18 protein-coding genes and 1 other RNA gene are annotated in these 21,142 nt (G+C 64.1%); 15 read left to right on the top strand and 4 right to left on the bottom strand.

Features of this window, described 5'->3' with window-relative positions:
- Positions 1-146 precede the first annotated feature (146 nt).
- Both rho and trxA read right to left on the bottom strand, forming a co-directional pair.
- Positions 147-1,415 (bottom strand): transcription termination factor Rho, encoded by a 1,269-nt coding sequence (gene rho, locus HV744_RS07615; protein WP_006048863.1) that lies wholly within the window; start codon positions 1,413-1,415, stop codon positions 147-149.
- A 228-nt stretch (positions 1,416-1,643) separates the two neighbouring features.
- Entirely contained in the window at positions 1,644-1,970 is a 327-nt protein-coding gene (gene trxA / locus HV744_RS07610) for a thioredoxin TrxA (RefSeq protein WP_006048864.1), read from the bottom strand.
- A gap of 460 nt (positions 1,971-2,430) precedes the next feature.
- On the opposite strand from trxA, the gene ffs reads away from it, so the two are divergent.
- From ffs to HV744_RS07570, 8 genes are all read left to right on the top strand, one after another.
- An RNA gene (gene ffs / locus HV744_RS07605) (signal recognition particle sRNA small type) lies at positions 2,431-2,529 on the top strand.
- Between the two features lie 228 nt (positions 2,530-2,757).
- Complete coding sequence (dnaX, locus tag HV744_RS07600) at positions 2,758-5,496, top strand: DNA polymerase III subunit gamma/tau (protein WP_175148913.1); 2,739 nt, start codon at positions 2,758-2,760, stop codon at positions 5,494-5,496.
- A 68-nt stretch (positions 5,497-5,564) separates the two neighbouring features.
- Positions 5,565-5,891, top strand: coding sequence for a YbaB/EbfC family nucleoid-associated protein (locus HV744_RS07595; RefSeq protein WP_007182071.1), 327 nt, complete (start codon positions 5,565-5,567; stop codon positions 5,889-5,891).
- A 277-nt stretch (positions 5,892-6,168) separates the two neighbouring features.
- The gene (gene recR, locus HV744_RS07590) at positions 6,169-6,765 is read left to right on the top strand and encodes a recombination mediator RecR (protein WP_175148912.1); all 597 of its coding nucleotides are present in this window, start codon (positions 6,169-6,171) and stop codon (positions 6,763-6,765) included.
- 136 nt (positions 6,766-6,901) lie between these two features.
- A complete protein-coding gene (locus HV744_RS07585) occupies positions 6,902-8,134 on the top strand; it encodes a CaiB/BaiF CoA transferase family protein (protein WP_175148911.1) in 1,233 nt (410 codons plus the stop codon).
- A 185-nt stretch (positions 8,135-8,319) separates the two neighbouring features.
- Positions 8,320-9,357, top strand: coding sequence for an ABC transporter substrate-binding protein (locus HV744_RS07580; protein ID WP_175148910.1), 1,038 nt, complete (start codon positions 8,320-8,322; stop codon positions 9,355-9,357).
- A gap of 123 nt (positions 9,358-9,480) precedes the next feature.
- Positions 9,481-10,293: an ABC transporter ATP-binding protein gene (locus HV744_RS07575; RefSeq protein ID WP_175148909.1), complete on the top strand. Its 813-nt coding sequence runs from the start codon at positions 9,481-9,483 to the stop codon at positions 10,291-10,293.
- A gap of 101 nt (positions 10,294-10,394) precedes the next feature.
- Entirely contained in the window at positions 10,395-11,219 is an 825-nt protein-coding gene (locus HV744_RS07570; RefSeq protein ID WP_175148908.1) for an ABC transporter permease, read from the top strand.
- Between the two features lie 224 nt (positions 11,220-11,443).
- Here HV744_RS07570 and HV744_RS07565 read toward each other — a convergent pair whose 3' ends face one another.
- The gene (locus HV744_RS07565) at positions 11,444-12,418 is read right to left on the bottom strand and encodes an NADPH:quinone oxidoreductase family protein (protein ID WP_175148907.1); all 975 of its coding nucleotides are present in this window, start codon (positions 12,416-12,418) and stop codon (positions 11,444-11,446) included.
- 211 nt (positions 12,419-12,629) lie between these two features.
- Between HV744_RS07565 and surE the strand changes: the two genes are divergently transcribed.
- The 6 genes from surE (at position 12,630) to rlmD (ending at position 18,829) form a co-directional block, all read left to right on the top strand.
- A complete protein-coding gene (surE, locus tag HV744_RS07560; RefSeq protein ID WP_175148906.1) occupies positions 12,630-13,388 on the top strand; it encodes a 5'/3'-nucleotidase SurE in 759 nt (252 codons plus the stop codon).
- Positions 13,385-14,467: a protein-L-isoaspartate(D-aspartate) O-methyltransferase gene (locus tag HV744_RS07555; protein ID WP_175148905.1), complete on the top strand. Its 1,083-nt coding sequence runs from the start codon at positions 13,385-13,387 to the stop codon at positions 14,465-14,467. The genes surE and HV744_RS07555 overlap by 4 nt, the downstream gene beginning before the upstream one ends.
- A gap of 5 nt (positions 14,468-14,472) precedes the next feature.
- Positions 14,473-15,399 (top strand): peptidoglycan DD-metalloendopeptidase family protein, encoded by a 927-nt coding sequence (locus HV744_RS07550; protein WP_175148904.1) that lies wholly within the window; start codon positions 14,473-14,475, stop codon positions 15,397-15,399.
- Positions 15,400-15,410: 11 nt separating this feature from the next.
- A complete protein-coding gene (rpoS, locus tag HV744_RS07545; protein ID WP_175148903.1) occupies positions 15,411-16,493 on the top strand; it encodes an RNA polymerase sigma factor RpoS in 1,083 nt (360 codons plus the stop codon).
- A gap of 4 nt (positions 16,494-16,497) precedes the next feature.
- Positions 16,498-17,274 carry a 3'-5' exonuclease gene (locus tag HV744_RS07540; RefSeq protein WP_175148902.1) on the top strand — a complete coding sequence of 259 codons (777 nt, stop codon included), beginning with the start codon at positions 16,498-16,500 and terminating at the stop codon, positions 17,272-17,274.
- A 127-nt stretch (positions 17,275-17,401) separates the two neighbouring features.
- Positions 17,402-18,829 (top strand): 23S rRNA (uracil(1939)-C(5))-methyltransferase RlmD, encoded by a 1,428-nt coding sequence (gene rlmD, locus HV744_RS07535; RefSeq protein WP_175148901.1) that lies wholly within the window; start codon positions 17,402-17,404, stop codon positions 18,827-18,829.
- A gap of 126 nt (positions 18,830-18,955) precedes the next feature.
- On the opposite strand, the gene HV744_RS07530 is transcribed toward rlmD, so the two are convergent.
- A complete protein-coding gene (locus tag HV744_RS07530) occupies positions 18,956-19,816 on the bottom strand; it encodes an outer membrane protein assembly factor BamD (protein WP_175148900.1) in 861 nt (286 codons plus the stop codon).
- Positions 19,817-19,854: 38 nt separating this feature from the next.
- Between HV744_RS07530 and HV744_RS07525 the strand changes: the two genes are divergently transcribed.
- Positions 19,855-21,141, top strand: a complete 1,287-nt coding sequence (locus tag HV744_RS07525; protein ID WP_175148899.1) for an RluA family pseudouridine synthase — start codon at positions 19,855-19,857, stop codon at positions 21,139-21,141.
- Position 21,142: the final 1 nt, after the last annotated feature.

Genomic DNA, 21,142 nt, shown 5'->3' with positions numbered 1-21,142 from the left:
GTACATGTTGTGACGCCGGCCAGTTTTCTCGGTTCGGGCTTTACCGTCCCCGACGAGCAATACCGGCGGACGAAAAAAAACCGCTCGTTTGTGGCGAGCGGCTCTTTGATGCGGTACGACTGATGCGGCTGTGCCGGCGCGAGGCCTTAGCTGCCGCCGCCGCGGCGCATCATGTCGAAGAACTCGGAGTTGCTCTTCGTCTGGCGGATCTTGTCGAGCAGGAATTCCATCGACTCGACTTCGTCCATGTCGTGAATGAACTTGCGCAGCACCCAGATCTTTTGCAGGACTTCGGGCTTGATCAGCAGTTCTTCACGGCGCGTGCCGGACTTGTTCAGGTTGATCGACGGGTAGACGCGCTTCTCGGCGAGGCGGCGTTCCAGGTGCACTTCCATGTTGCCGGTGCCCTTGAATTCTTCGTAGATCACGTCGTCCATCCGGCTGCCGGTTTCGATCAGCGCCGTGCCGATGATGGTCAGCGAACCGCCTTCCTCGATATTGCGCGCCGCGCCGAAGAAGCGCTTCGGGCGTTGCAGCGCGTTGGCGTCGACACCGCCCGTCAGCACCTTGCCCGAAGCCGGCACGACGGTGTTGTAGGCGCGCGCGAGACGCGTGATCGAGTCGAGCAGAATCACCACGTCGTTCTTCATTTCGACGAGGCGCTTGGCTTTTTCGATCACCATTTCGGCGACTTGCACGTGACGCGCAGCCGGTTCGTCGAACGTGGAGGCGATCACTTCGCCGGCCACCGAACGCTGCATTTCGGTCACTTCTTCCGGGCGTTCGTCGATCAGCAGCACGAACAGCACGACGTCGGGATGGTTCTGCTTGATCGCGTGGGCAATGTGCTGAAGCATCACGGTCTTGCCGGACTTCGGCGATGCGACCAGCAGGCCGCGCTGGCCCTTGCCGATCGGCGCGATCATGTCGATGATGCGGCCCGTGACGTTTTCCTCGCCGCGCATTTCGCGTTCGAGCAGCAGCACCTTGTTCGGGTGCAGCGGCGTCAGGTTTTCGAACATGATCTTGTGCTTCGAGGCTTCCGGCGGCTGGCCGTTGACCTTGTCCACCTTCACCAGCGCGAAATAGCGTTCGCCGTCTTTCGGCGTACGCACTTCGCCTTCGATCGTGTCGCCCGTATGCAGGTTGAAGCGGCGGATTTGCGACGGGCTGATGTAGATGTCATCCGTGCTGGCGAGGTACGAGGTTTCCGGCGAACGCAGGAAGCCGAAGCCGTCCGGCAGCACTTCGAGCGTGCCGTCGCCGAAGATCGTGTCGCCCGTTTTGGCTCGTTTTTTTAGAATGGCGAACATCAATTCCTGCTTGCGCAGGCGGTTCGCACTTTCGATCTCGAGGCCATTGGCCATCTCGATCAATTCGGACACGTGCAGAGTCTTAAGCTCGGATAAATGCATACGGAGAACCCGCAGGAGAAGGTGCGACGAAATGAAATCTGGGAGGAGAGTGAGCGGAACCGCTCAAGGACTTACACGTCTTCTCGACGTTTTGCGGATTCTAGCATAGCACACGCCAATTTCCGCTAGTGCGACGGCATGGCATCTTTCTTGTCGAGCGTGTTGCCGGCTGACAACACGCTCCACTCAACGCGCCGGCGAGTCTCGACGGACCCGCAGCGCGCCGCTTTACAGGTTGCCGTCGAGGAACGCGGTGAGTTGCGACTTCGACAATGCGCCGACCTTCTGCGCGGCGACCGCGCCATTCTTGAACAGGATCAACGTGGGGATGCCGCGCACGCCGAACTTGACCGGCGTCGATTGATGCTCGTCGACATTGATCTTGGCGATCTGCAGACGATCAGCGTAATCCTTCGCGACTTCGTCGAGGATCGGCGCGATCATCTTGCACGGACCGCACCATTCAGCCCAGAAATCGAGCAGCACGGGTTTATCGGATTTCACGACGTCCTGTTCGAACGATGCGTCGCTAATATGCTTGATTTGTTCGCTCATTGTATGAATACCTCTATCGGTTCGAGGCCCGCCTGAATTGCTCGCCACGATACGTCAAAACCTAAGGAAACTTCCGTTCGCTTTGCCGCACTCGGAGTCTTGCCGACACACACACGGAAACGTTGATGCGTTTATCCTGGGGATGTGCGGAAGGCTCGCGCCTGCGGGTCATCCGTACGGCAGTTTAGCTTAATTCGCTATGCGTTGCCGGGGGCGATAGTACTCATCAGGGGCAGTTGGGCCAACGGCTGCCGGTGAAGTGCCCTACGTTCCAATGACTGCGCATTCCAATCACCGCGACGCAGCTTATCTGGTGGCTGGCGCGGCGAACTCAAGTAGCTCGCAGGCGTACTTGAGGGGTGTCGACTATATGGTGCGAGGAGCCTGATTCGGCGCGTCGATGTCGCTTTGCTCGTATTAACAGTCGCGCGATGGGCCAAGCGGTGATAGAATGTTTCGTGACGGGCCTCCTCGCATGGAGGGATGGTCAACCTGGTCAGGTCGGGAACGAAGCAGCCACAGCCGTTTTCCACCAGTGCCGAGGGTCGGGCTCGTCACCTTCCTTTTTCTGTTTGCGTCCGCGGGCTTCTCCGCAATATCTCCGAACTCGTGTTTTACCCTTAGTGTCGCCGTCCCAGGTGCATGCCGTCATGTCGCGGTCGTCTTTCGCGCGTTTGATCTATTTTTTTCTATCGGTCCGTTAGCCTGTTTCAATGAAGCGGCGACACGCGTTCATGTGCCGTCTCGATTCGGTTTTGAGCGGCATTGTTACTGATACAATTTCCGGATGACCTATCAAGTTCTCGCACGCAAATGGCGGCCGAAGGATTTTGCTTCGCTCGTCGGACAGGAGCACGTGGTGCGCGCGCTCACGCACGCGCTCGACGGCGGCCGTCTGCACCATGCCTATCTGTTTACCGGCACACGCGGCGTCGGCAAAACCACGCTGTCGCGCATCTTCGCCAAGGCGCTGAATTGCGAAACCGGCGTGACCTCCACGCCGTGCGGCGTGTGCCGTGCGTGCCGTGAGATCGACGAAGGGCGCTTTGTCGATTATGTGGAGATGGACGCGGCGAGCAATCGCGGCGTCGACGAAATGGCCGCGCTGCTCGAGCGCGCGGTGTACGCGCCGGTCGACGCGCGCTTCAAGGTCTACATGATCGACGAAGTGCACATGCTGACCAACCACGCCTTCAACGCAATGCTGAAGACGCTGGAAGAACCGCCGTCGCACGTCAAGTTCATTCTCGCCACCACCGATCCGCAGAAGATTCCGGTCACGGTGCTGTCGCGCTGTCTGCAGTTCAATCTGAAGCAGATGCCCGCCGGTCATATCGTGTCGCATCTCGAGCACATCCTCGGCGAAGAGAAGGTGCCATACGACGCCCAGGCGCTGCGCCTGCTGGCGCGCTCAGCCGACGGCTCGATGCGTGATGCGCTGTCGCTGACCGATCAGGCGATTGCCTATTCGGCCAATCAGGTGAATGAAGAGGCGGTGCGCGGCATGCTCGGCGCGCTCGATCAGAGCTATCTGATCCGTCTGCTCGACGCGCTTGCGGACGGCGACGGCGCCGCGGTGCTGGCGGTCGCCGACGAGATGGCATTGCGCAGCTTGTCGTTTTCGACGGCCTTGCAGGATCTGGCGAGTTTGCTGCATCGGATTGCGTGGGCGCAATTCGCGCCTTCGTCGGTGCTGGACGAGTGGCCGGAGGCCGGTGATCTGCGCCGTTTTGCCGAAGCATTGAGCGCCGAGCAGGTGCAGTTGTTCTATCAGATTGCGACGATTGGTCGAAGCGAACTCGGGCTCGCGCCGGACGAATACGCGGGCTTCACGATGACGTTGCTGCGGATGCTGGCGTTCGAACCCGCGCCGACCGGCGGTGATGGCGCGGCGGGTGGGGCGCGCGCGCCTGGCCAGGCGGGTGCGGGCGGTGCGAAACGCACTGGCGCGCCGACGGTCGCAGCGTTGCGAGCCTTGTCGGGTTCGCCCGTGACGGCTGGTGCGCTGCCAACGGGGGCGCTGGCGAACTCGCGCGCAGCGATGAGTGCTGCCGCGCCGGTCCTTGAATCGCCGGCTGGTAATGCGATGGTGGACAAAGGCGCTGCGTCTGGTGGGGCAGCCGAATCAGCGATGTCATCTGCGGTGCAAAGCACCGATGCAACTGGCGCGCGGCCGGCATTAGCGGATTCCGCGCAAGACGCGCCAGCACAGCGATCGCCCAGTGCGCAAGCCGCAATCGTTGCTGAGTCGGCGCCGGTCATCGATGAAGTGAAGTCGGCGCCAGCGCTTGCGCCTATCGACGCTGACGCGGCGCCTGCGCCAGCGACGGTCGATGCGACGCCCGCAGCTGCCAAGGCGAGCGCCGCACCTGCGTTGGCTCCGTGGGACGACGCGCCCGCCGATCCGGCTTCGAACGAAGTATCTGCAAAAACCGGTCTCGACGACGCAGCGGCAAATGAAGTCCCTGCTAACGCCGCCCCTGACGATCCCGTCGCCAACGAAGTCCTCGCTGCACCCAGTCTCAATGACCCGGCGCCGGCCCCGGCGCTCACCGCGCCGGCAACCGCCGCGCTTGCGCGCACGGAGCAAGTTGCCACAGACGCCGCGTCACGAGAACCTCCGCCCGCCGCCGAATCCGCGCCGCGTCGCGCAGGCGGCGCGAGCGCCGCGCTCGACGTTTTGCGCAGCGCCGGCCTGAAAGTGTCGTCCGATCGTGGCCGCGCCACCGCGGCAGCGGCCGCGAAACCCGCCGCGCCGGTCACGCCGAAACCCGCCGCGCCGCGCGTGGTCGTCCCCGTGCCGACGCCGGGTGCGCCGCGCCGCGCGCAGCAGCAAGACGCCGCACCGGTCGCTCGTGCGCCGTCGGCGCCGGCCGAGCGCAACGGCGCGGAGCAGAACGGCTCGTCGGTGCCGCCATGGGACGACATGCCGCCCGACGACTACATGCCGATCTCGGCATCGGACGACGGCTATTTCGGCCCGCCGGACGACAACTACATGCCCGTGTTCGACCGCGGTCCGGACGACGTCCGCGTGAACGCCACGGCCGCTGCCACGCCGGCGCCGGTGGTCGATTCACGGCCGCTGCCGCCCGCCGTGCCGCTCGATCCGCTCGGTTTCAAAGGCGACTGGCCGGCGCTTGCTGTCGATCTGCCGCTCAAGGGCATCTCGTATCAGCTCGCGTTCAACAGCGAGCTGATGGCGCTCGAAGGCAACACGCTCAAACTGAATGTGCCGGTTCCGCAGTACGCGGAGGCGTCGCAGGTCGCTAAACTGAAGGCCGCGCTTGCCGAGAAGCTCGGCCAGAATGTCGACGTGCTGGTCGAAATCGGTCCGGCACGCCGCACCGCCGCCGCGCACGACGCCGCGATGCGCGCGCAGCGTCAGCAGGAAGCGGAGCGCGAGATCGGCGCCGATCCGTTCGTGCAGTCGCTGATCCGCGAGTTCGGCGCGAGCATCGTGCCCGGCTCGATCCGCCCGATTACCCCGGACGCCGCCGCGAACGGCGCGTCGTCGGTCCACTGATTCGCCGCGCTGTTCCGCCGTAACGCGCCCGATTTCCAGATTTCACGCTATCAAGAAGGAGCATGTCCATGATGAAAGGCCAACTCGCCGGGCTGATGAAGCAAGCCCAGCAGATGCAGGAAAACATGAAGAAGATGCAGGAGCAACTCGCGCTGATCGAAGTCGAGGGGCAGTCGGGCGCCGGTCTCGTGAAGGTGACGATGACCTGCAAGAACGACGTGCGCCGCGTATCGATCGACCCGAGCCTGCTCGCCGACGACAAGGACATGCTGGAAGACCTCGTCGCCGCTGCATTCAACGACGCCGTGCGCAAGGCCGAAGCCACCGCCCAGGAAAAGATGGGCGGGATGACCTCGGGCCTGCCGCTGCCGCCGGGCTTCAAGCTGCCGTTCTGAACGACGCCGCCCAGGCGGGCGAGCGCCGCGGCTGCTGTCGCCGCGGCGTGAACGGAGCGCGCGAGGCGGACGCTCGAGTGGGGTGCGCGAAGTGAACGCATCGCGCCATTTGCACGTGCATTTCATTCGCAGCAGTTCGCATCGGTCCGCGCCCGTTCGCTCAAGCTGTCCGCCTGACGCGAGCATCTGCGCCACAGCCGCGCTGACACACGCTTGACCGAACCCACCGCATCGCCACCCGCATACACGGGCACTATCCACTTCGACGCCGATCCGCATGAAACAACCTTCCGCCTTGTCGGCGCTCGTCGAAGCGCTGCGCGCGCTGCCCGGAGTCGGGCCGAAGTCCGCGCAACGCATGGCGTATCACCTGATGCAGCACGACCGCGACGGCGCCGAGAAACTCGGCCGCTCGTTGCTGTTCGCGACCGAGCATCTGCAGCACTGCGAGAAGTGCAACACCTTTACCGAAGCGCAAGTCTGCGAGGTTTGCCTCGATGACGAGCGCGATCCGACGCTGCTGTGTGTTGTCGAAACGCCCGCCGACCAGATCATGCTCGAGCAGACCATGACCTATCGCGGTCTTTATTTCGTGCTGATGGGGCGGCTGAGTCCGCTCGACGGCATTGGCCCGAAGGAGATCCATTTCGACCGGCTGGTCAGGCGCGCGTCGGATGGGATCGTCAAGGAAGTCGTGCTCGCGACCAATTTCACCAATGAAGGCGAGGCCACCGCGCATTATCTCGGGCAGACGCTCAAGGCGCGCGGCCTCACCGTCACGCGTCTCGCACGCGGTGTGCCGGTGGGCGGCGAACTCGAGTATGTCGACGCCGGCACGATCGCCCGCGCGATGCTCGACCGCCGGTCGATGTAACACGCGGCGCCGGCAACGCCACGCTGCGTCATGCCAGCTTCGGCGAGGCTCCGGCGGCTGGCTCACTTCACCGCCGCGCCCATTGAGACCGCAAACGTCACGACAGCCCCCGTCAGGATCAGAAGAAAGGAGACACATGAGCGCCACCCCTGAATCAGGCGCGAGCGCCGCGCCCCAAGGCCCGCTCGCCGGCGTCAAGGTGCTGGAACTCGGCACGCTGATCGCCGGCCCGTTCGCCGCGCGCTTTCTCGGCGAGTTCGGCGCCGACGTCATCAAGATCGAAGACCCCAAAGGCGGCGATCCGCTGCGCAAATGGCGCAAGCTTTATCCGGAAGTCGGCGGCACGTCGCTATGGTGGGCCGTGCAGGCGCGCAACAAGAAGTCCGTCACGATCAATCTGAAGGCCGAAGAGGGCAAGGAGATCGTGCGGCGTCTCGCGAAAGAAGCGGACATCGTCGTGGAAAATTTCCGGCCGGGTTTGCTGGAGAAACTTGGACTCGGTTACGACGTGCTGTGCGCGGAAAACCCCGGCCTCGTGATGGTGCGCTTATCCGGCTATGGCCAGACCGGACCCTATCGCGACCGGCCCGGATTCGGCGCGATCGCCGAATCGATGGGCGGCTTGCGCCATATCACCGGCTATCCGGATTTGCCGCCGCCGCGCATCGGCATTTCGATCGGCGATTCGATCGCCGCGTTGCACGGCGTGATCGGCGCGTTGATGGCGTTGCATCACAAGCAGGTGAACGGCGGCAAGGGGCAGGTCGTCGACGTCGCGCTGTACGAGGCCGTCTTCAACATGATGGAAAGCGTGGTGCCCGAATACGGCGTGTACGGCATGGTGCGCGAGCGCACCGGCGCGTCGCTGCCGGGTATCGTGCCGTCGAACACGTATCCGTGCCGCGACGGCAGCATCGTGATCGGCGGCAATAGCGATCCGATCTTCAAGCGCCTGATGGTGGCGATCGAACGCGACGATCTCGCGAACGATCCGGCGCTCGCGCATAACGACGGGCGCGTGCCGCGCACTCAGGAGATCGACGGCGCGATCGCCGCATGGCTCGCCACGCGCACCATCGACGAAGCCCTCGCCGTGCTGAATGCGGCCGACGTGCCGGTTGGCCGCATCTACAGCGTGGCGGACATGTTCACCGATCCGCAGTTCATCGCGCGTCAGATGATCCAGCGCTTCAAGTGGCAGGACGGCCAGGAAATCACGCTGCCGTCGGTCACGCCGAAGCTCTCGGCGACCCCCGGCGAGACGCGCTGGCTCGGTCCCGAACTGGGTGAACATACCGATGAAGTCCTGCAATCGCTAGGTTATGATGCTGACGACATCGCAAGGTTGCACGCGCAACAGATAGTCTGAGCGCAGCGCCGTGCGGGCACGCCCATCGTGCGTGCTGCACACAACGCTTGCGCACACGACGTGGCGCAAGCCGTCACGCGAACATGGGTTCAGGCGCGGCGCCCACGAGCGCCGCGGCTAAAAAAGAACAGCGACAAAACAGCTGCAAAAAGGGCCGCACAACAAAAGTTTGGAGACGACAGACCATGCAACGCAGAACCTTCCTCGCCGGTAGCGCCGCGCTCGCTGGCGCCACGCTGGCAGCCACGCCGCTTGCTTTCGCGCAGGGCAAACCTGAAACCACCAAAGTGGCGATCGCGGTCGGCGGCAAGAACCTGTTCTACTACCTGCCGCTCACGATTGCCGAGCGTCGCAATTACTTCAAGGACGAAGGGCTCGACGTCGAAATTTCCGATTTCGCCGGTGGTTCGCAAGCGTTGAAGGCGGCAGTCGGCGGTAGCGCGGATGTGGTCTCCGGTGCGTTCGAGCACACGTTGCTGTTGCAGGCGCAGAAGCAGATGTTCCGCGAATTCGTGCTGCAAGGACGCGCGCCGCAGATCGTGCTGGCGGTGTCGAAGAAGACCATGCCGAACTACAAATCGATCGCCGATCTGAAGGGCAAGAAGATCGGCGTGACCGCGCCGGGTTCGTCGACCTCGATCATGGCGAGCTTCGTGCTGGCGAAGGCCGGACTGACCGCGAAAGACGTCGCGTTCATCGGCGTCGGAGCGGGCGCCGGCGCGATCGCCGCGTTGCAGTCGGGGCAGATCGACGCGATCGCCAATCTCGACCCGGTCATGACCAGGCTCGAACGTGCGGGCGAGATCCGCGTCGTGACGGATACGCGCACGCTCGCCGATACGCGCAGCGTGTTCGGCGGCGATATGCCGGCAGGGTGCCTGTACGCATCGCAAAGCTTCATCACGAAGAACCCGAACACCACGCAGGCGCTGACCAATGCGATGGTGCGCTCGCTCAAGTGGCTGCAGGCGGCGAGCGGCAGTGAGCTGATCAACACGGTGCCGGAAGGCTATCTGCTTGGCGACCGCGCGGTGTATCTGGACGCGTGGCAGCATGTGAGAGAAGCGCTGTCGCCCGACGGCCTGATGCCCGCGGATGGCCCCGCGACGTCGCTGAAGACGTTGCAGGCGTTCGATCCGGCCGTGCAGGGCAAACCGATCGATCCGTCGAAGGCGTGGACCAATGACTTCGTCAAGAAAGCGCTGACCACCGTCAAGGTGTAAAGCGCTGGCGTGAAGGGCGGGGCAGACGCGGCGCGCGCTGTGATCACCTCGCCCACGGTCGCGACAACGCCACGACAGCAACATCACACACCGAAACCGATCTTCGAAGAAGCGAGCCGAACGATGACCGTTGCCGCCCTGGCACTCGAAAACATCACCTGCACATTTGCTGCGCGCGATAACCGCACGCAGCGCTACACGGCGGTCAAGGACACCACGCTGCGCATCGCGCCCGGAGAGTTCGTCTCGGTGGTCGGTCCGACCGGCTGCGGGAAATCCACGCTGCTGAACGTCGGCGCGGGGTTGCTGCTGCCGTCGTCGGGTACGGTCAGCGTGTTCGACGAGCCGCTCGATGGGATCAACCGGCGCGCCGGCTATATGTTCCAGGCCGACGCATTGATGCCGTGGCGCTCGGCGATCGACAACGTGATGGCCGGCCTCGCGTTTCACGGCGTGGCCACCGCCGAAGCGCGCGTCAAAGCCGACGAGTGGTTGAAGCGTGTCGGCCTTGGCGGCTTCGGCGATCGTTATCCGCATCAGCTATCGGGCGGCATGCGCAAGCGCGTCGCGATGGCGCAGACGCTGATTCTCGATCCCGACATCATCTTGATGGACGAGCCGTTTTCGGCACTCGATATCCAGACGCGTCAGTTGATGGAAAACGAATTGCTCGACCTGTGGGCCGCCAAACGCAAGGCGGTGTTGTTCATCACGCACGATCTCGACGAAGCGATCGCGATGTCCGACCGCGTGGTGGTGTTGTCGGCGGGACCGGGCACGCATCCGATCGGTGAATTCACGATCGATTTGCCGCGGCCCCGCGACGTCGCTGAAATCCGCGCGCATCCACGTTTCGTCGAGCTGCATGCGCAGATCTGGAGTGTGCTGCGCGATGAGGTGCTCGAGGGTTACCAGCAGCAACTGACCGCGGTTTAGCCGCGTCGCGTGGTCTAGCGTCATGTAGTGTCGCGTCGCGTTGCGTCGTGTATTCGCGTTCGGCAAACGCGTCCATCAAATCGTCCAAGGCAAACCGAGTCATGTGGAAGACGTTACGCCCGAGCCGGGCGAATCTGGTGATCTGGCAATGGCTGCTGCTCGTGCTGTGCTTCGTGCTCTGGTATGTGCTGACCAGCCCGACGTTGTTGCCGGCGTTCTATTTCGACGATCCGAACAAGGCCGCGTTCTTCTTCGGCGAGCCGCAGAAGGTGCTGCAGCGGATCTGGGAGTGGTTCACGGGCGGCGAGATCTATCTGCATCTGTGGATCACGCTGGTCGAGACCGTGCTCGCATTTGTGCTGGGTACGGCGCTCGGACTCGGCGTCGGCCTGTGGCTCGCGTTGGCGCCGCTCGCGAGCGCGTTGTTCGATCCGTACGTCAAGGCGGCCAACTCGATGCCGCGCGTGATTCTCGCGCCGATCTTCGGCGTGTGGTTCGGCCTCGGCATCTGGTCGAAGGTGGCGTTGGGTGTCACGCTGGTGTTTTTTATCGTGTTCTTCAACGTCTATCAGGGCGTGAAGGAAGTCAGCCCGGTCGTGCTCGCGAACGCGCGGATGCTCGGCGCGAATCGCAAGCAACTGCTGCGCTTCGTCTATTTGCCGAGCGCGATGAGCTGGGTGTTTTCCAGCCTGCATACGTCGGTAGGACTGGCGTTCGTCGGTTCGGTGGTGGGGGAGTATCTCGGCTCGGCGCGCGGCGTCGGCTATCTGATTCTGCAAGCCGAGGGCACCTTCGATATCAATACCGTGTTCGCCGGGATTCTGGTGTTGACCGCGTTCGCGCTGGTTCTCGATGCGATCGTCGGCATTGGCGAGCGGAGGCTGATGAAGTGGCAGCCGAAGACTGGGGATACTGAGAAGCTGTAGGCGCTGCAGGCGCGGAGCCTGATAGGCGGCAAGCAGGGTTAGTACTAGGGCGACAAGTGCAGACTCAACAGGTGCGGGCTCAATAAGCTTGGTTCGATAAGCGCAGACTCAGCAAACGCAGACTCAACAAAAACGGCGTGCGGTTTGAAAAACCGCACGCCGTTTTCGCTTTTGCGGCCCGCTCAATCAAGCGCTCAATCAGGCATCGATCAAGCGCGCCGCGACTATGGCGTAATCACCACCTTGCCGATCACGCGACGCTCGGCCATATCACGCAAAGCGCGGCCGGTGTCGGCGAGTGAATAGCGAGCGGACACGTACGGCTTGAGCTTGCCTTCACCAATCCAGCCGGTCATCTGCTGAAACGCCGCGTGATTACGCTGCGGCTCGCGCTTCGCGAAATCGCCCCAGAATACGCCGACCAGACTCGCGCCTTTGAGCAGCATCAAATTGAGCGGCAGTTTCGGAATCTCACCGTTCGCGAAACCGACCACCAGATAACGCCCGCGCCAGCCGATGCTGCGAAACGCCGGTTCCGCATAAACGCCGCCGACGGGATCGTAGATCACGTCTGGGCCTTTGCCGTCGGTAAGCGCCTTGATGCGCTCGCGCAGGTCTTCGGTGCTGTAGTTGATGGTTGCGTCCGCGCCGTGCCTGACGCAGGTGACGAGCTTCTCGTCGCTCGACGCGGCCGCGATCACGCGCGCGCCGAGTGCCTTGCCGATCTCGACGGCCGCCAGTCCGACGCCACCCGCCGCGCCCAACACCAGCATCGTCTCGCCGGCTTGCAACGCGCCGCGATCGACCACCGCGTGATGCGAGGTGCCGTACGCGAGCGTGAACGCCGCCGCCAGTTCGAACTCGACGCCGTCCGCGAGCGGCACGCATGCCGAGGCCGGCGCCAGCGCCTGTTCGGCAAAGCCGCCCGAACCGGTGAACGCGACCACGCGCGAGCCGGGTTTGAATTGCGTCACGTCGGCGCCGACCGCGCGCACGACGCCCGCGACTTCCGAGCCGGGCGTAAAGGGCAGAGGTGGTTTGAACTGGTATTTGTTTTCGATGATCAGCACGTCGGGGAAATTGACGGCCGCGGCTTTGACGTCGATTACGACGTGGCCGGGCGGCGGCTCGAGGTCCGGCAGGTTTTCGACGACCAGGCTCTCCGGGGGGCCGTATTGATTACAGCGAATCGCGCGCATCGTGTCTCCATATCGATCAGGGTTCGCAAGCATTCCGAGTGTAAAACAATCAGCACGACCGTGCGTTTTTATTGTGCGGCACACATTCGGCGCAGCGCCGCCAAGCGGCCCGGGCTGATTCGCTGCAAACGTTGTACGTGCGCTTTGCATGCGGCGCGCGCACGGCCGCCGTGTCGTTCGCGTGCCATCTTTCCTCGGTTACAATCGCCGCATGCGAATCCTACTCAGCAATGACGACGGTTACCTGGCGCCAGGCCTTGCAGCGCTTTACGAAGCGCTCAAGCAGATCGCGGACGTCACCGTGATGGCCCCCGAACAGAATTGCAGCGGCGCGTCGAATTCGTTGACGCTGTCGCGGCCGCTCTCGGTCCTGCGTTCGGCCAACGGCTTCTACTACGTGAACGGCACGCCCACCGACTCGGTGCACATCGCGCTGACGGGCATGCTCGACCATACGCCGGATCTGGTGGTGTCGGGCATCAACAACGGCCAGAACATGGGCGAAGACACGCTTTATTCGGGCACCGTCGCGGCCGCCACCGAAGGCATCATGTTCGGTGTGCCGGCCATCGCGTTCTCGCTGGTCGACAAGGACTGGGCGCATCTCGAAGACGCGGTCCGGGTCGCCGCCGAAATCGTCACGCATTATCTCGAGCAGCCGCTGCCCGGGCACCCATTGCTGAACGTCAATATCCCGAACCTGCCGTACGAGCAACTCGACGGCTGGCATATCACGCGTCTCGGCAAGCGGCATCCGTCGCAGCCGGTGATCCGTCAGACCAACCCGCGCGGCGAGCCGATCTACTGGATCGGTCCGTCGGGCAGCGCGCGCGACGCGAGCGAAGGCACCGATTTCCACGCGATCGCCAACGGCCGCGTGTCGATCACGCCGCTGCAGCTCGACCTGACCGACACGCAAATGCTGCCCGTGGCGCGCGACTGGGCGCGCGGCGGCAGCGGCGCTTCATGACCAGCGAGCGCGCCAAGCGCTTTCCGCTCGGCCTCGAGGACCTGGTGCGGGAACCGCGCCGGCCCGAAGGGCGTCCGGGCGAAGTGCGCGCGGCGGCGCTTGCCGCGAGTGCGGCGCTGAACGCGCGTCAGCAGCCGGCGAAGCATGTGCCGAGCGGGTCCGCGGCCAAGGCGCAGTCGAGGACGCCGGGCAAGGGGCAGACGCCGGTGCAAGCCAAGCCTCAAGCCAAGCCTCTAGTCACTACGCAGCCGAAGCCGCAGACCGCGCCGTCGCTTTCGTCGTCAGCCAAAGCGCCAGCCAAGCCCGCCACGCACGCCACGCACGCGCCGAACCCGACCACGCGCGCCACGCCTCAGTCGACGCCGCCGGCCAAACCCGCCGCCCGTGCCAACGAACGCTCGGCCGCGCCGAACGTCGCTTTGAACAGTGCGCTGGCACTGACTTCCGAACGGGTTCGCGAACGCATGGTCGAACGCCTGCGTGGGAACGGCGTGACCGATCAGCGCGTGTTGAACGCGATGGCGGTGGTGCCGCGCCACATGTTCGTCGATCCGGGCCTCGCGGCCCAGGCCTACGAAGATGCCGCGTTGCCGATCGGTCATCACCAGACGATCTCCAAGCCCTCAGTGGTCGCGCGAATGATCGAACTGGCGGCAGCCGGCCGCGCGCTCAACAACGTGCTCGAAATCGGCACCGGCTGCGGTTATCAGGCGGCGGTGCTGAGCCAGGTTGCACGCGAGGTTTATTCGATCGAACGCATCAAGCCGCTGTCCGAACGCGCGAAGACGAACCTGCGTCCGCTGCGCATTCCGAACATCCGGCTGCACTACGGCGACGGGCGACTCGGCCTGCCGTCGGCGGCGCCGTTCGACGCGATCGTGATCGCCGCCGCGGGGCTCGACGTCCCGCAAGCATTGCTTGAACAACTCGCGATCGGCGGCCGTCTGGTTGCGCCGGTCGGCTCGCAGGACGGCCAGAGCCAGGTGCTGACGCTGGTCGAGCGCCTCGGGCCCGCGCAGTGGCGCGAGTCGCGGCTTGATCGCGTTTTCTTTGTACCTTTAAAATCCGGAGTGATTTGACACCGATGAGTATGTTGCGCGCGATGCGAAGAACCAGCCTGAATGTCCCCATGACCGTAACCCAGCGTAGCGTGTGCGTGCTCGCCTTGTCCCTGTTGATGACGGCCTGTGCTTCCCGGCTCGATCAGGCGCCGGTCGTCGACCGCTCGGGCGGCAGCCCGCTCAGTACGCAAGCCGCGCAGCCGGCCGTGCCGCTCGGACCGCCGCCGCCGGGCTACTATCGCGTGAAGCCGGGCGACACGCTGTACCGGATTGCGTTGGAGAACGGCCAGAACTACCGCGACATTTCTGCGTGGAACAATCTGACCAACCCGAATCAGATCGAGGTCGACCAGTTGCTGCGCGTCGTGCCACCGGGTGCGAATACGGCCGGGCTGACACCGGGCGTGGCAACCGCGCCGATCGGCAGCAATGGAGCGGTGCAGAGTGCGCCGCTCGGCAGCACACCGTCCACGGGAGCCGCAGCCGGCGTGGCGGCGCCGCCGCTGTACGGTTCGGTGGCGAACAACGCGGCGCCGTCGCCGTCCGCGGGCGCGGCAAGCGACTCGGGCGCCGGCGCGTCCGGCAACGTCGCTTTCGCGTGGCCGGTGCGCGGCCCGCTACTCGGCACCTTCAACGATTCGACCAACAAGGGCGTCAATATCGGCGGCGCCTCGGGCGATCCGGTGAAGGCTTCCGCGGATGGCCGCGTCGTGTATGCCGGAAATGGGCTGCGTGGTTACGGCAATCTCATTATCATCAAGCATGATGCAACTTATCTCACCGCGTATGCACACAACCGCTCTTTGATGGTAAAAGAGGGGGACGCGGTAACGAAGGGGCAGAAGATCGCTGAGATGGGCAATAGCGATTCCGACCGTGTGATGTTGCATTTCGAAGTTCGCCGGCAGGGTAAACCTGTCGACCCACTGAAGTATTTGCCGCCGCAATAAGCGATACGACCATGCCGAAATCGAAGCGCCGCCCGCCGCAAGCCGAGTCTGAAACGATCAGCCCAGCCACGTCCGGCGCAGTGGACGAAAGCGGCGCTTCGGAAGCGGAAGAAGAGATCGCGGAGGAGCGCGATCTCGACGAACGCCAGGGCAGCGCGGACGAAGCCGGCGACGCCCGCGACGGCGCGAGCGAAGTCGCGCCGGACGCGGACGATTTCCGTGCGTTGCTGCAAGCCGAGCTGACGGCCGACACGATCCAGCACTATCTGAACCGCATCAGCGTGAAGCCGCTTCTCACCGTCGAAGAGGAGCAGAAGTATTCGCGCCTTGCCAAGGCGGGCGAGTTCGATGCGCGGCAGGTGATGATCGAACGTAATCTGCGGCTCGTCGTCAGCATCGCGAAGGGTTATCTGAATCGCGGCGTGCCGCTGCTCGATCTGATCGAAGAGGGCAACCTCGGGCTGATGCACGCGATCGAAAAATTCGATCCGACGCGCGGCTTCCGGTTTTCGACTTATGCCACGTGGTGGATCCGACAGAGCATCGAGCGCGCGATCATGAACCAGGCGCGCACCGTGCGCTTGCCGGTGCACGTGATTCGTGAGCTCAATCAAGTGCTGCGCGCCAAGCGCCATCTGGAAAAAAATTCGATGAATTCCGGCGAAGCGGCCGAGCGCCGCGATGCCAGCATCGACGACATCGCCTATCTGACCGGCAAGACCACCGACGAAGTCACCGATATTCTCGCGCTGAACGAGCACACCGCGTCGCTCGACGCGCCGCTCGACCTCGACCCGGCGAGCAGCCTGCTCGATCTGCTGTCCGACGACCAGAGCCAGTCGCCGGATGCCGAGGTGCAGCATCGCGAACTGGAAACGCTCACGCGCGCATGGCTCGCGCGCTTGTCGGACAAGCATCGTCATGTGATCGAGCGCCGCTTCGGACTGAATCACATCGAACCCGCCACGCTCGAAGAGCTGGCCGACGAAATGGGCCTCACGCGCGAGCGCGTGCGCCAGATCCAACAGGAAGCGCTCGTGCGGTTGAAGCGCTTCTTCGCCTCCAACGGTGTTCGGAAGGACGCCGTTCTATAACCCGATGACACCGATTCTTGTTTTCGACATCGAGACGATTCCCGATGTCGCCGGCATTCGCCGCCTCGAAGATTTGCCTCCCACGATGAGCGACGCCGAAGTCGCCGAGCACGCGTTCGCCGCGCGTCGTGAAAAGACCGGCAGTGATTTCCTGCCGCATCACCTGCAGCGCATCGCGGCAATTTCCTGCGTGTTCCGCGACAACAATGGCTTCCGGGTGCGTTCGCTCGGCACGCTGGAAGACGGCGAAGCGGCGCTGGTGCAGTCGTTTTATCGGGTGATCGAGAAGTACACGCCGCAGCTCGTGTCGTGGAACGGCGGCGGTTTCGACCTGCCGGTGCTGAACTACCGGGCGCTGGTCAACGGTATTCCCGCCAGCCGTTTCTGGGACCTCGGCGAGGACGACCGCGAGTTCAAGTGGAACAACTACATCAGCCGCTACCACGCGCGTCACACGGATCTGATGGACGTGCTGGCGATGTACCAGGCGCGCGCCAACGCGCCGCTCGACGCGCTCGCCAAGATGTGCGGCTTCCCCGGCAAGATGGGCATGGACGGCAGCCAGGTGTGGCACGCGTATCAGGAAGGGCGCATCGAGGAAATCCGTAATTACTGCGAGACAGACGTCGTCAATACCTATCTGCTGTATTGCCGCTTCCAGCTGATTCGCGGCGCGTTTTCGGCAGCGGAGTATGCTGACGAGATCAACCTGGTCAAGAATGCGCTGGCGCTGGAAATCGCGCCGCAATGGGCCGGGTATCTGGCGGCGTTCGATCAATAGTCTGCCGTTGGCCCGCTGCCGGGCCGGCTAACGAAGCGCCGCGCCTGGTCGTTGGCAACGGCGATTGGCAACGGCGGCGCTTCGTCTACAATCTCGCCTTTCCCCCAAGTCTGTCAGGAAGTCGCAGGTGTCCCGAACTGCCCCCCATCGTCGCTCGCCGAAGCGCCCGCCCAGGCATAAGGCGCCCGCTGCGGCGCCAGCGCTCGTCATCACCGGCAACGAGCCGGTCATCGAAATCGTTTCGCTCGATATGGAAGCGCGCGGCGTAGGCCGCACCGAGAGCGAAGACGGCACGCCCGGCAAGGTGATTTTCGTCGAGGGCGCATTGCCCGGCGAGCGCGTCAGCTACTCGACGCATCGCAGCAAGCCGAAATTCGAGCAGGCCGAAGTCGTCCAGGTGTTCCGCGAAAGCGTGCTCCGCACCAAGCCGAAATGCAGCTACTTCGATATCTGCGGCGGCTGTTCGATGCAGCATCTGGATATCCGCGCGCAGGTCGCCGTCAAGCAGCGTGTGCTCGAGGACAACCTGCAGCATCTGGCGAAGCTGCGTCCCGAAACGGTGTTCCGGCCGATTCATGGGCCGGCCTGGGGTTATCGCTACCGTGCGCGCCTGGCCGTGCGCTATCTGCCGGAAAAAGGCGGCATGCGCATCGGCTTCCACGAGAAGAAGAGCAGCTACATCGCCGACATGAAGACCTGCGAAGTGCTGCCGCCGCATGTGTCGGCGATGCTGATGCCGCTGCGTTTCATGGTCCGCAAGCTGTCGATTTACGACCGCATGCCGCAGCTCGAGCTGGCGGTCGGCTCGTCGGTCACGGCGCTGGTGGTGCGCAACCTCGCGCCGATCACCGCCGCCGACGAACAGGTGCTGCGCGATTTCGCCGACGAGCACAAGGTGCAGTTCTGGCTGCAGCCAGGCGGCCCGGACACGGTCACGCCGTTTTATCCGCTCGACGTGCAACTCGACTACACGCTGCCGGAATACAACATCCGCATGCCGTTCAAGCCGACCGACTTCACCCAGGTGAACCACGCGATCAACCGCGTGCTGATCAGCCGTGCGCTGCGCTTGCTGGCGCCGGCGCGCACCGATCGCGTGCTCGATCTGTTCTGCGGGATCGGCAATTTCACGCTGCCGCTCGCGCGGATTACGCAGGAAGTCGTCGGCATCGAAGGCAGCGAAGTGCTGACCTCGCGCGCGCTCGCCAATGCCGAGCTGAACGGCGTGGCGGGGCATACGTCGTTCGCGTGCCGCAATCTGTTCGAAGTCACCGCCGACGACCTACGCGCGCTCGGCCACTTCGACAAATTCCTCGTCGATCCGCCGCGCGAAGGTGCGCTGGCCGTCGCCAAGGCGTTGGCGGAGATCGCGCAGAGCGGCAATGGGCCGTTGCCGAAGCGTATAGTCTACGTGTCGTGCAATCCGGCGACGCTCGCTCGCGATGCGGGCCTGCTCGTGCATGAGGCGGGCTATCGGCTGGTCGGCGCGGGCGTGGTGAACATGTTCCCGCACACGTCGCACGTGGAGTCGATCGCATTGTTCGAGCGGGACTGAGCGCGGCCAAAGGCTGTGCTTAGCCGCCTGCGCCTTCACTGAGGCAGGCGGCCCGCGCAAATAAGAACGCCACGACCGAAGTCGTGGCGTTCTTATCTCCAACTGATTTTCAGTGCGCGGCGCGCATCAGAACTGCCACCACGACTTCGCCGCACCCGGCCGTGCGTGGCCCGTGATGTACGGGCTGTCGGGGAAGGTGCCGGCGAGCACGCGCTTGGTGTCGGCGGCCAGTTGCGGCTGATTCAGCTTGTCGTACGACAGCATCATGATGTGCAGCGCGTCTTCGATAGCCGGTGCGTTCTTGTACTCTCGCAACGCCAGTTGCGCGCGGTTGATCGCGGCGACATAAGCGCCACGGCGGTAGTAATAATCGGCCGCGTGGACTTCGTGCGACGCCAGCGCGTTCACGATATAGCGCATGCGTTGCGCGGCGTCCGGCGCATACTTGCTGTTCGGGTAGCGGTCGACCACCACCTTGAACGCGTCATATGACTCGCGCAGCGACTTCGGATCGCGCTCGCTCATGTCCTGGCCGGAGAAGCGGCCGAACAGACCGAGGTCGTCGTTGAAGTGGATCATGCCCTTCAGGTAGTACGCGTAAGCAATGTCCGGGTGATCCGGGTGCAGCTGGATGAAGCGGTCGATCGCCTGGTCGGCGGCGGCGTTTTCGTTGTCTTTCCAGTTGCAGTACGCGACGTTGATCTGCGCTTGCTGGGCGAAATGGCCGAACGGGTCGCGGCCTTCGAGCATTTCGAAGTACTTCGCGCACTTGCCGAAATCACCACCGGTCAAGGCGTCGTTCGCCTCCGTATATAATTTGTTGTTGTTCCACGTTGCCGTCTCGTCGGTCTTTTCCGGCAGGCCGTGGCAAGCCGCAACAACGGCGACGGCTGCGGCACATGCAATGTATCCGGCCACTTTCCGGGCCGCCTTCTTGATGGCCGCCAAATTGATCGCCGCTTTAGTGATGGTGTTCAAGGCTCGCATTTTCCAGTCTAGCTTTACGTCCAGGTGACCCAGACTCAATGACCCGCTCAAATACTCCAGGCGCCGCAACCGGTGCCGGGAATAGCAACGAAGATTATAGCGTAAGCGCTGACCCCTCCGACGCGTTGGCCGTCGATTCCCTCGACGACGATCTCGGCAGCGACGCGCTCGCCGCCGCCGGTGCGCCGGCCATGGTGCCGACCGTGGCGAGCCGCGTCGCGGACGAGAGCCCGCGCAGCGTCGTGGTGCCCGACGAACTGGCCGGCGAACGCCTCGACAAGGTGCTCGCGCGGGTGTTTCCCGAGTTCTCGCGCAACCGCCTGCAAAGCTGGATCGAAGCCGAGCGGGTGCGCATCGACGGCAAGCCGGCGAAGATCCGCCAGCCGGTGGCGCTCGGCGCGACCATCGAGCTGGTGCCCGATCTGCTGCCCGAGCAGCTCGCGTTCACGCCCGAGCCGGTGCCGCTCGAGATCGTCTATGAAGACGACACGCTGGTGGTCATCAACAAGCCGGCCGGCATGGTCGTGCATCCGGCGGCCGGCAACTGGAGCGGTACTGTGCTCAACGGTCTGCTGTACCGCTACGGCGACGCCGCGGCGGGCTTGCCGCGCGCGGGTATCGTGCACCGGCTCGACAAGGAAACCTCCGGGCTGATGGTGGTGGCGCGCACGCTCGAGGCGCAGACCGACCTCGTGCGCCAGTTGCAGGCGCGCACGGTGAAGCGCCGCTACCTCGCGCTGGTGTGGGGCAATATGCCCGAAGAAGGCACGATCGACGCGCCGATCGGCCGCGATCCGCGCGAACGCACGCGCATGGCGGTGGTGACGAGCGCGTCGGGCAAGCCGGCACGCACGCATTTCCGCAGGGTTGATTCGGCGATCTGGCAGCGCCAGCCGGTCACGGCGATTCACTGCGATCTGGAAACCGGCCGCACCCATCAGATTCGCGTGCATTGCGCGCACATCGGCCATCCGCTGCTCGGCGACCCGGTGTATGGGCGGGCTCGCGGCAAGCGCTCGGTCACGCCGCTGCCCGGCGGTTTCGTGCGCCAGGCGCTGCACGCATGGCGGCTCGGCCTGATTCACCCGCGAACCGGCCGCACGATGCAGTGGCGCGCCGATGTGCCGGACGACATGGAGGCGCTGTCGGCGGCGCTCGGTCTGGGACGCGACGATGCGGGCGAGTTCGACGAGACGTACTATGAGGAAGCCGACTACGACGCATCGCTGGACGACGATGCCGACGCGGACAGCGCCGTCGATCACGACGACGCCGACGACGCAGCCGACGACCACGATGAAGACGACGAGGACGAACACGCATGAG

The sequence above is a fragment of the Paraburkholderia ultramafica genome (assembly GCF_902859915.1).
GTDB lineage: Bacteria > Pseudomonadota > Gammaproteobacteria > Burkholderiales > Burkholderiaceae > Paraburkholderia > Paraburkholderia ultramafica.
This window is presented reverse-complemented; position numbering and strand designations above follow the sequence as displayed.

Bases quoted from the DNA above. Each gene is read 5' to 3' on its own strand.
- HV744_RS07530 (WP_175148900.1), bottom strand. From the start codon at position 19,816: ATGCGAGCCTTGAACACCATCACTAAAGCGGCGATCAATTTGGCGGCC.
- HV744_RS07595 (WP_007182071.1), top strand. From the start codon at position 5,565: ATGATGAAAGGCCAACTCGCCGGGCTGATGAAGCAAGCCCAGCAGATG.
- HV744_RS07585 (WP_175148911.1), top strand. From the start codon at position 6,902: ATGAGCGCCACCCCTGAATCAGGCGCGAGCGCCGCGCCCCAAGGCCCG.
- HV744_RS07540 (WP_175148902.1), top strand. From the start codon at position 16,498: ATGACACCGATTCTTGTTTTCGACATCGAGACGATTCCCGATGTCGCC.
- HV744_RS07525 (WP_175148899.1), top strand. From the start codon at position 19,855: ATGACCCGCTCAAATACTCCAGGCGCCGCAACCGGTGCCGGGAATAGC.
- HV744_RS07580 (WP_175148910.1), top strand. From the start codon at position 8,320: ATGCAACGCAGAACCTTCCTCGCCGGTAGCGCCGCGCTCGCTGGCGCC.
- HV744_RS07575 (WP_175148909.1), top strand. From the start codon at position 9,481: ATGACCGTTGCCGCCCTGGCACTCGAAAACATCACCTGCACATTTGCT.
- HV744_RS07565 (WP_175148907.1), bottom strand. From the start codon at position 12,418: ATGCGCGCGATTCGCTGTAATCAATACGGCCCCCCGGAGAGCCTGGTC.
- trxA (WP_006048864.1), bottom strand. From the start codon at position 1,970: ATGAGCGAACAAATCAAGCATATTAGCGACGCATCGTTCGAACAGGAC.
- HV744_RS07550 (WP_175148904.1), top strand. From the start codon at position 14,473: ATGAGTATGTTGCGCGCGATGCGAAGAACCAGCCTGAATGTCCCCATG.
- rho (WP_006048863.1), bottom strand. From the start codon at position 1,415: ATGCATTTATCCGAGCTTAAGACTCTGCACGTGTCCGAATTGATCGAG.
- HV744_RS07570 (WP_175148908.1), top strand. From the start codon at position 10,395: ATGTGGAAGACGTTACGCCCGAGCCGGGCGAATCTGGTGATCTGGCAA.
- rpoS (WP_175148903.1), top strand. From the start codon at position 15,411: ATGCCGAAATCGAAGCGCCGCCCGCCGCAAGCCGAGTCTGAAACGATC.
- recR (WP_175148912.1), top strand. From the start codon at position 6,169: ATGAAACAACCTTCCGCCTTGTCGGCGCTCGTCGAAGCGCTGCGCGCG.
- dnaX (WP_175148913.1), top strand. From the start codon at position 2,758: ATGACCTATCAAGTTCTCGCACGCAAATGGCGGCCGAAGGATTTTGCT.
- surE (WP_175148906.1), top strand. From the start codon at position 12,630: ATGCGAATCCTACTCAGCAATGACGACGGTTACCTGGCGCCAGGCCTT.
- HV744_RS07555 (WP_175148905.1), top strand. From the start codon at position 13,385: ATGACCAGCGAGCGCGCCAAGCGCTTTCCGCTCGGCCTCGAGGACCTG.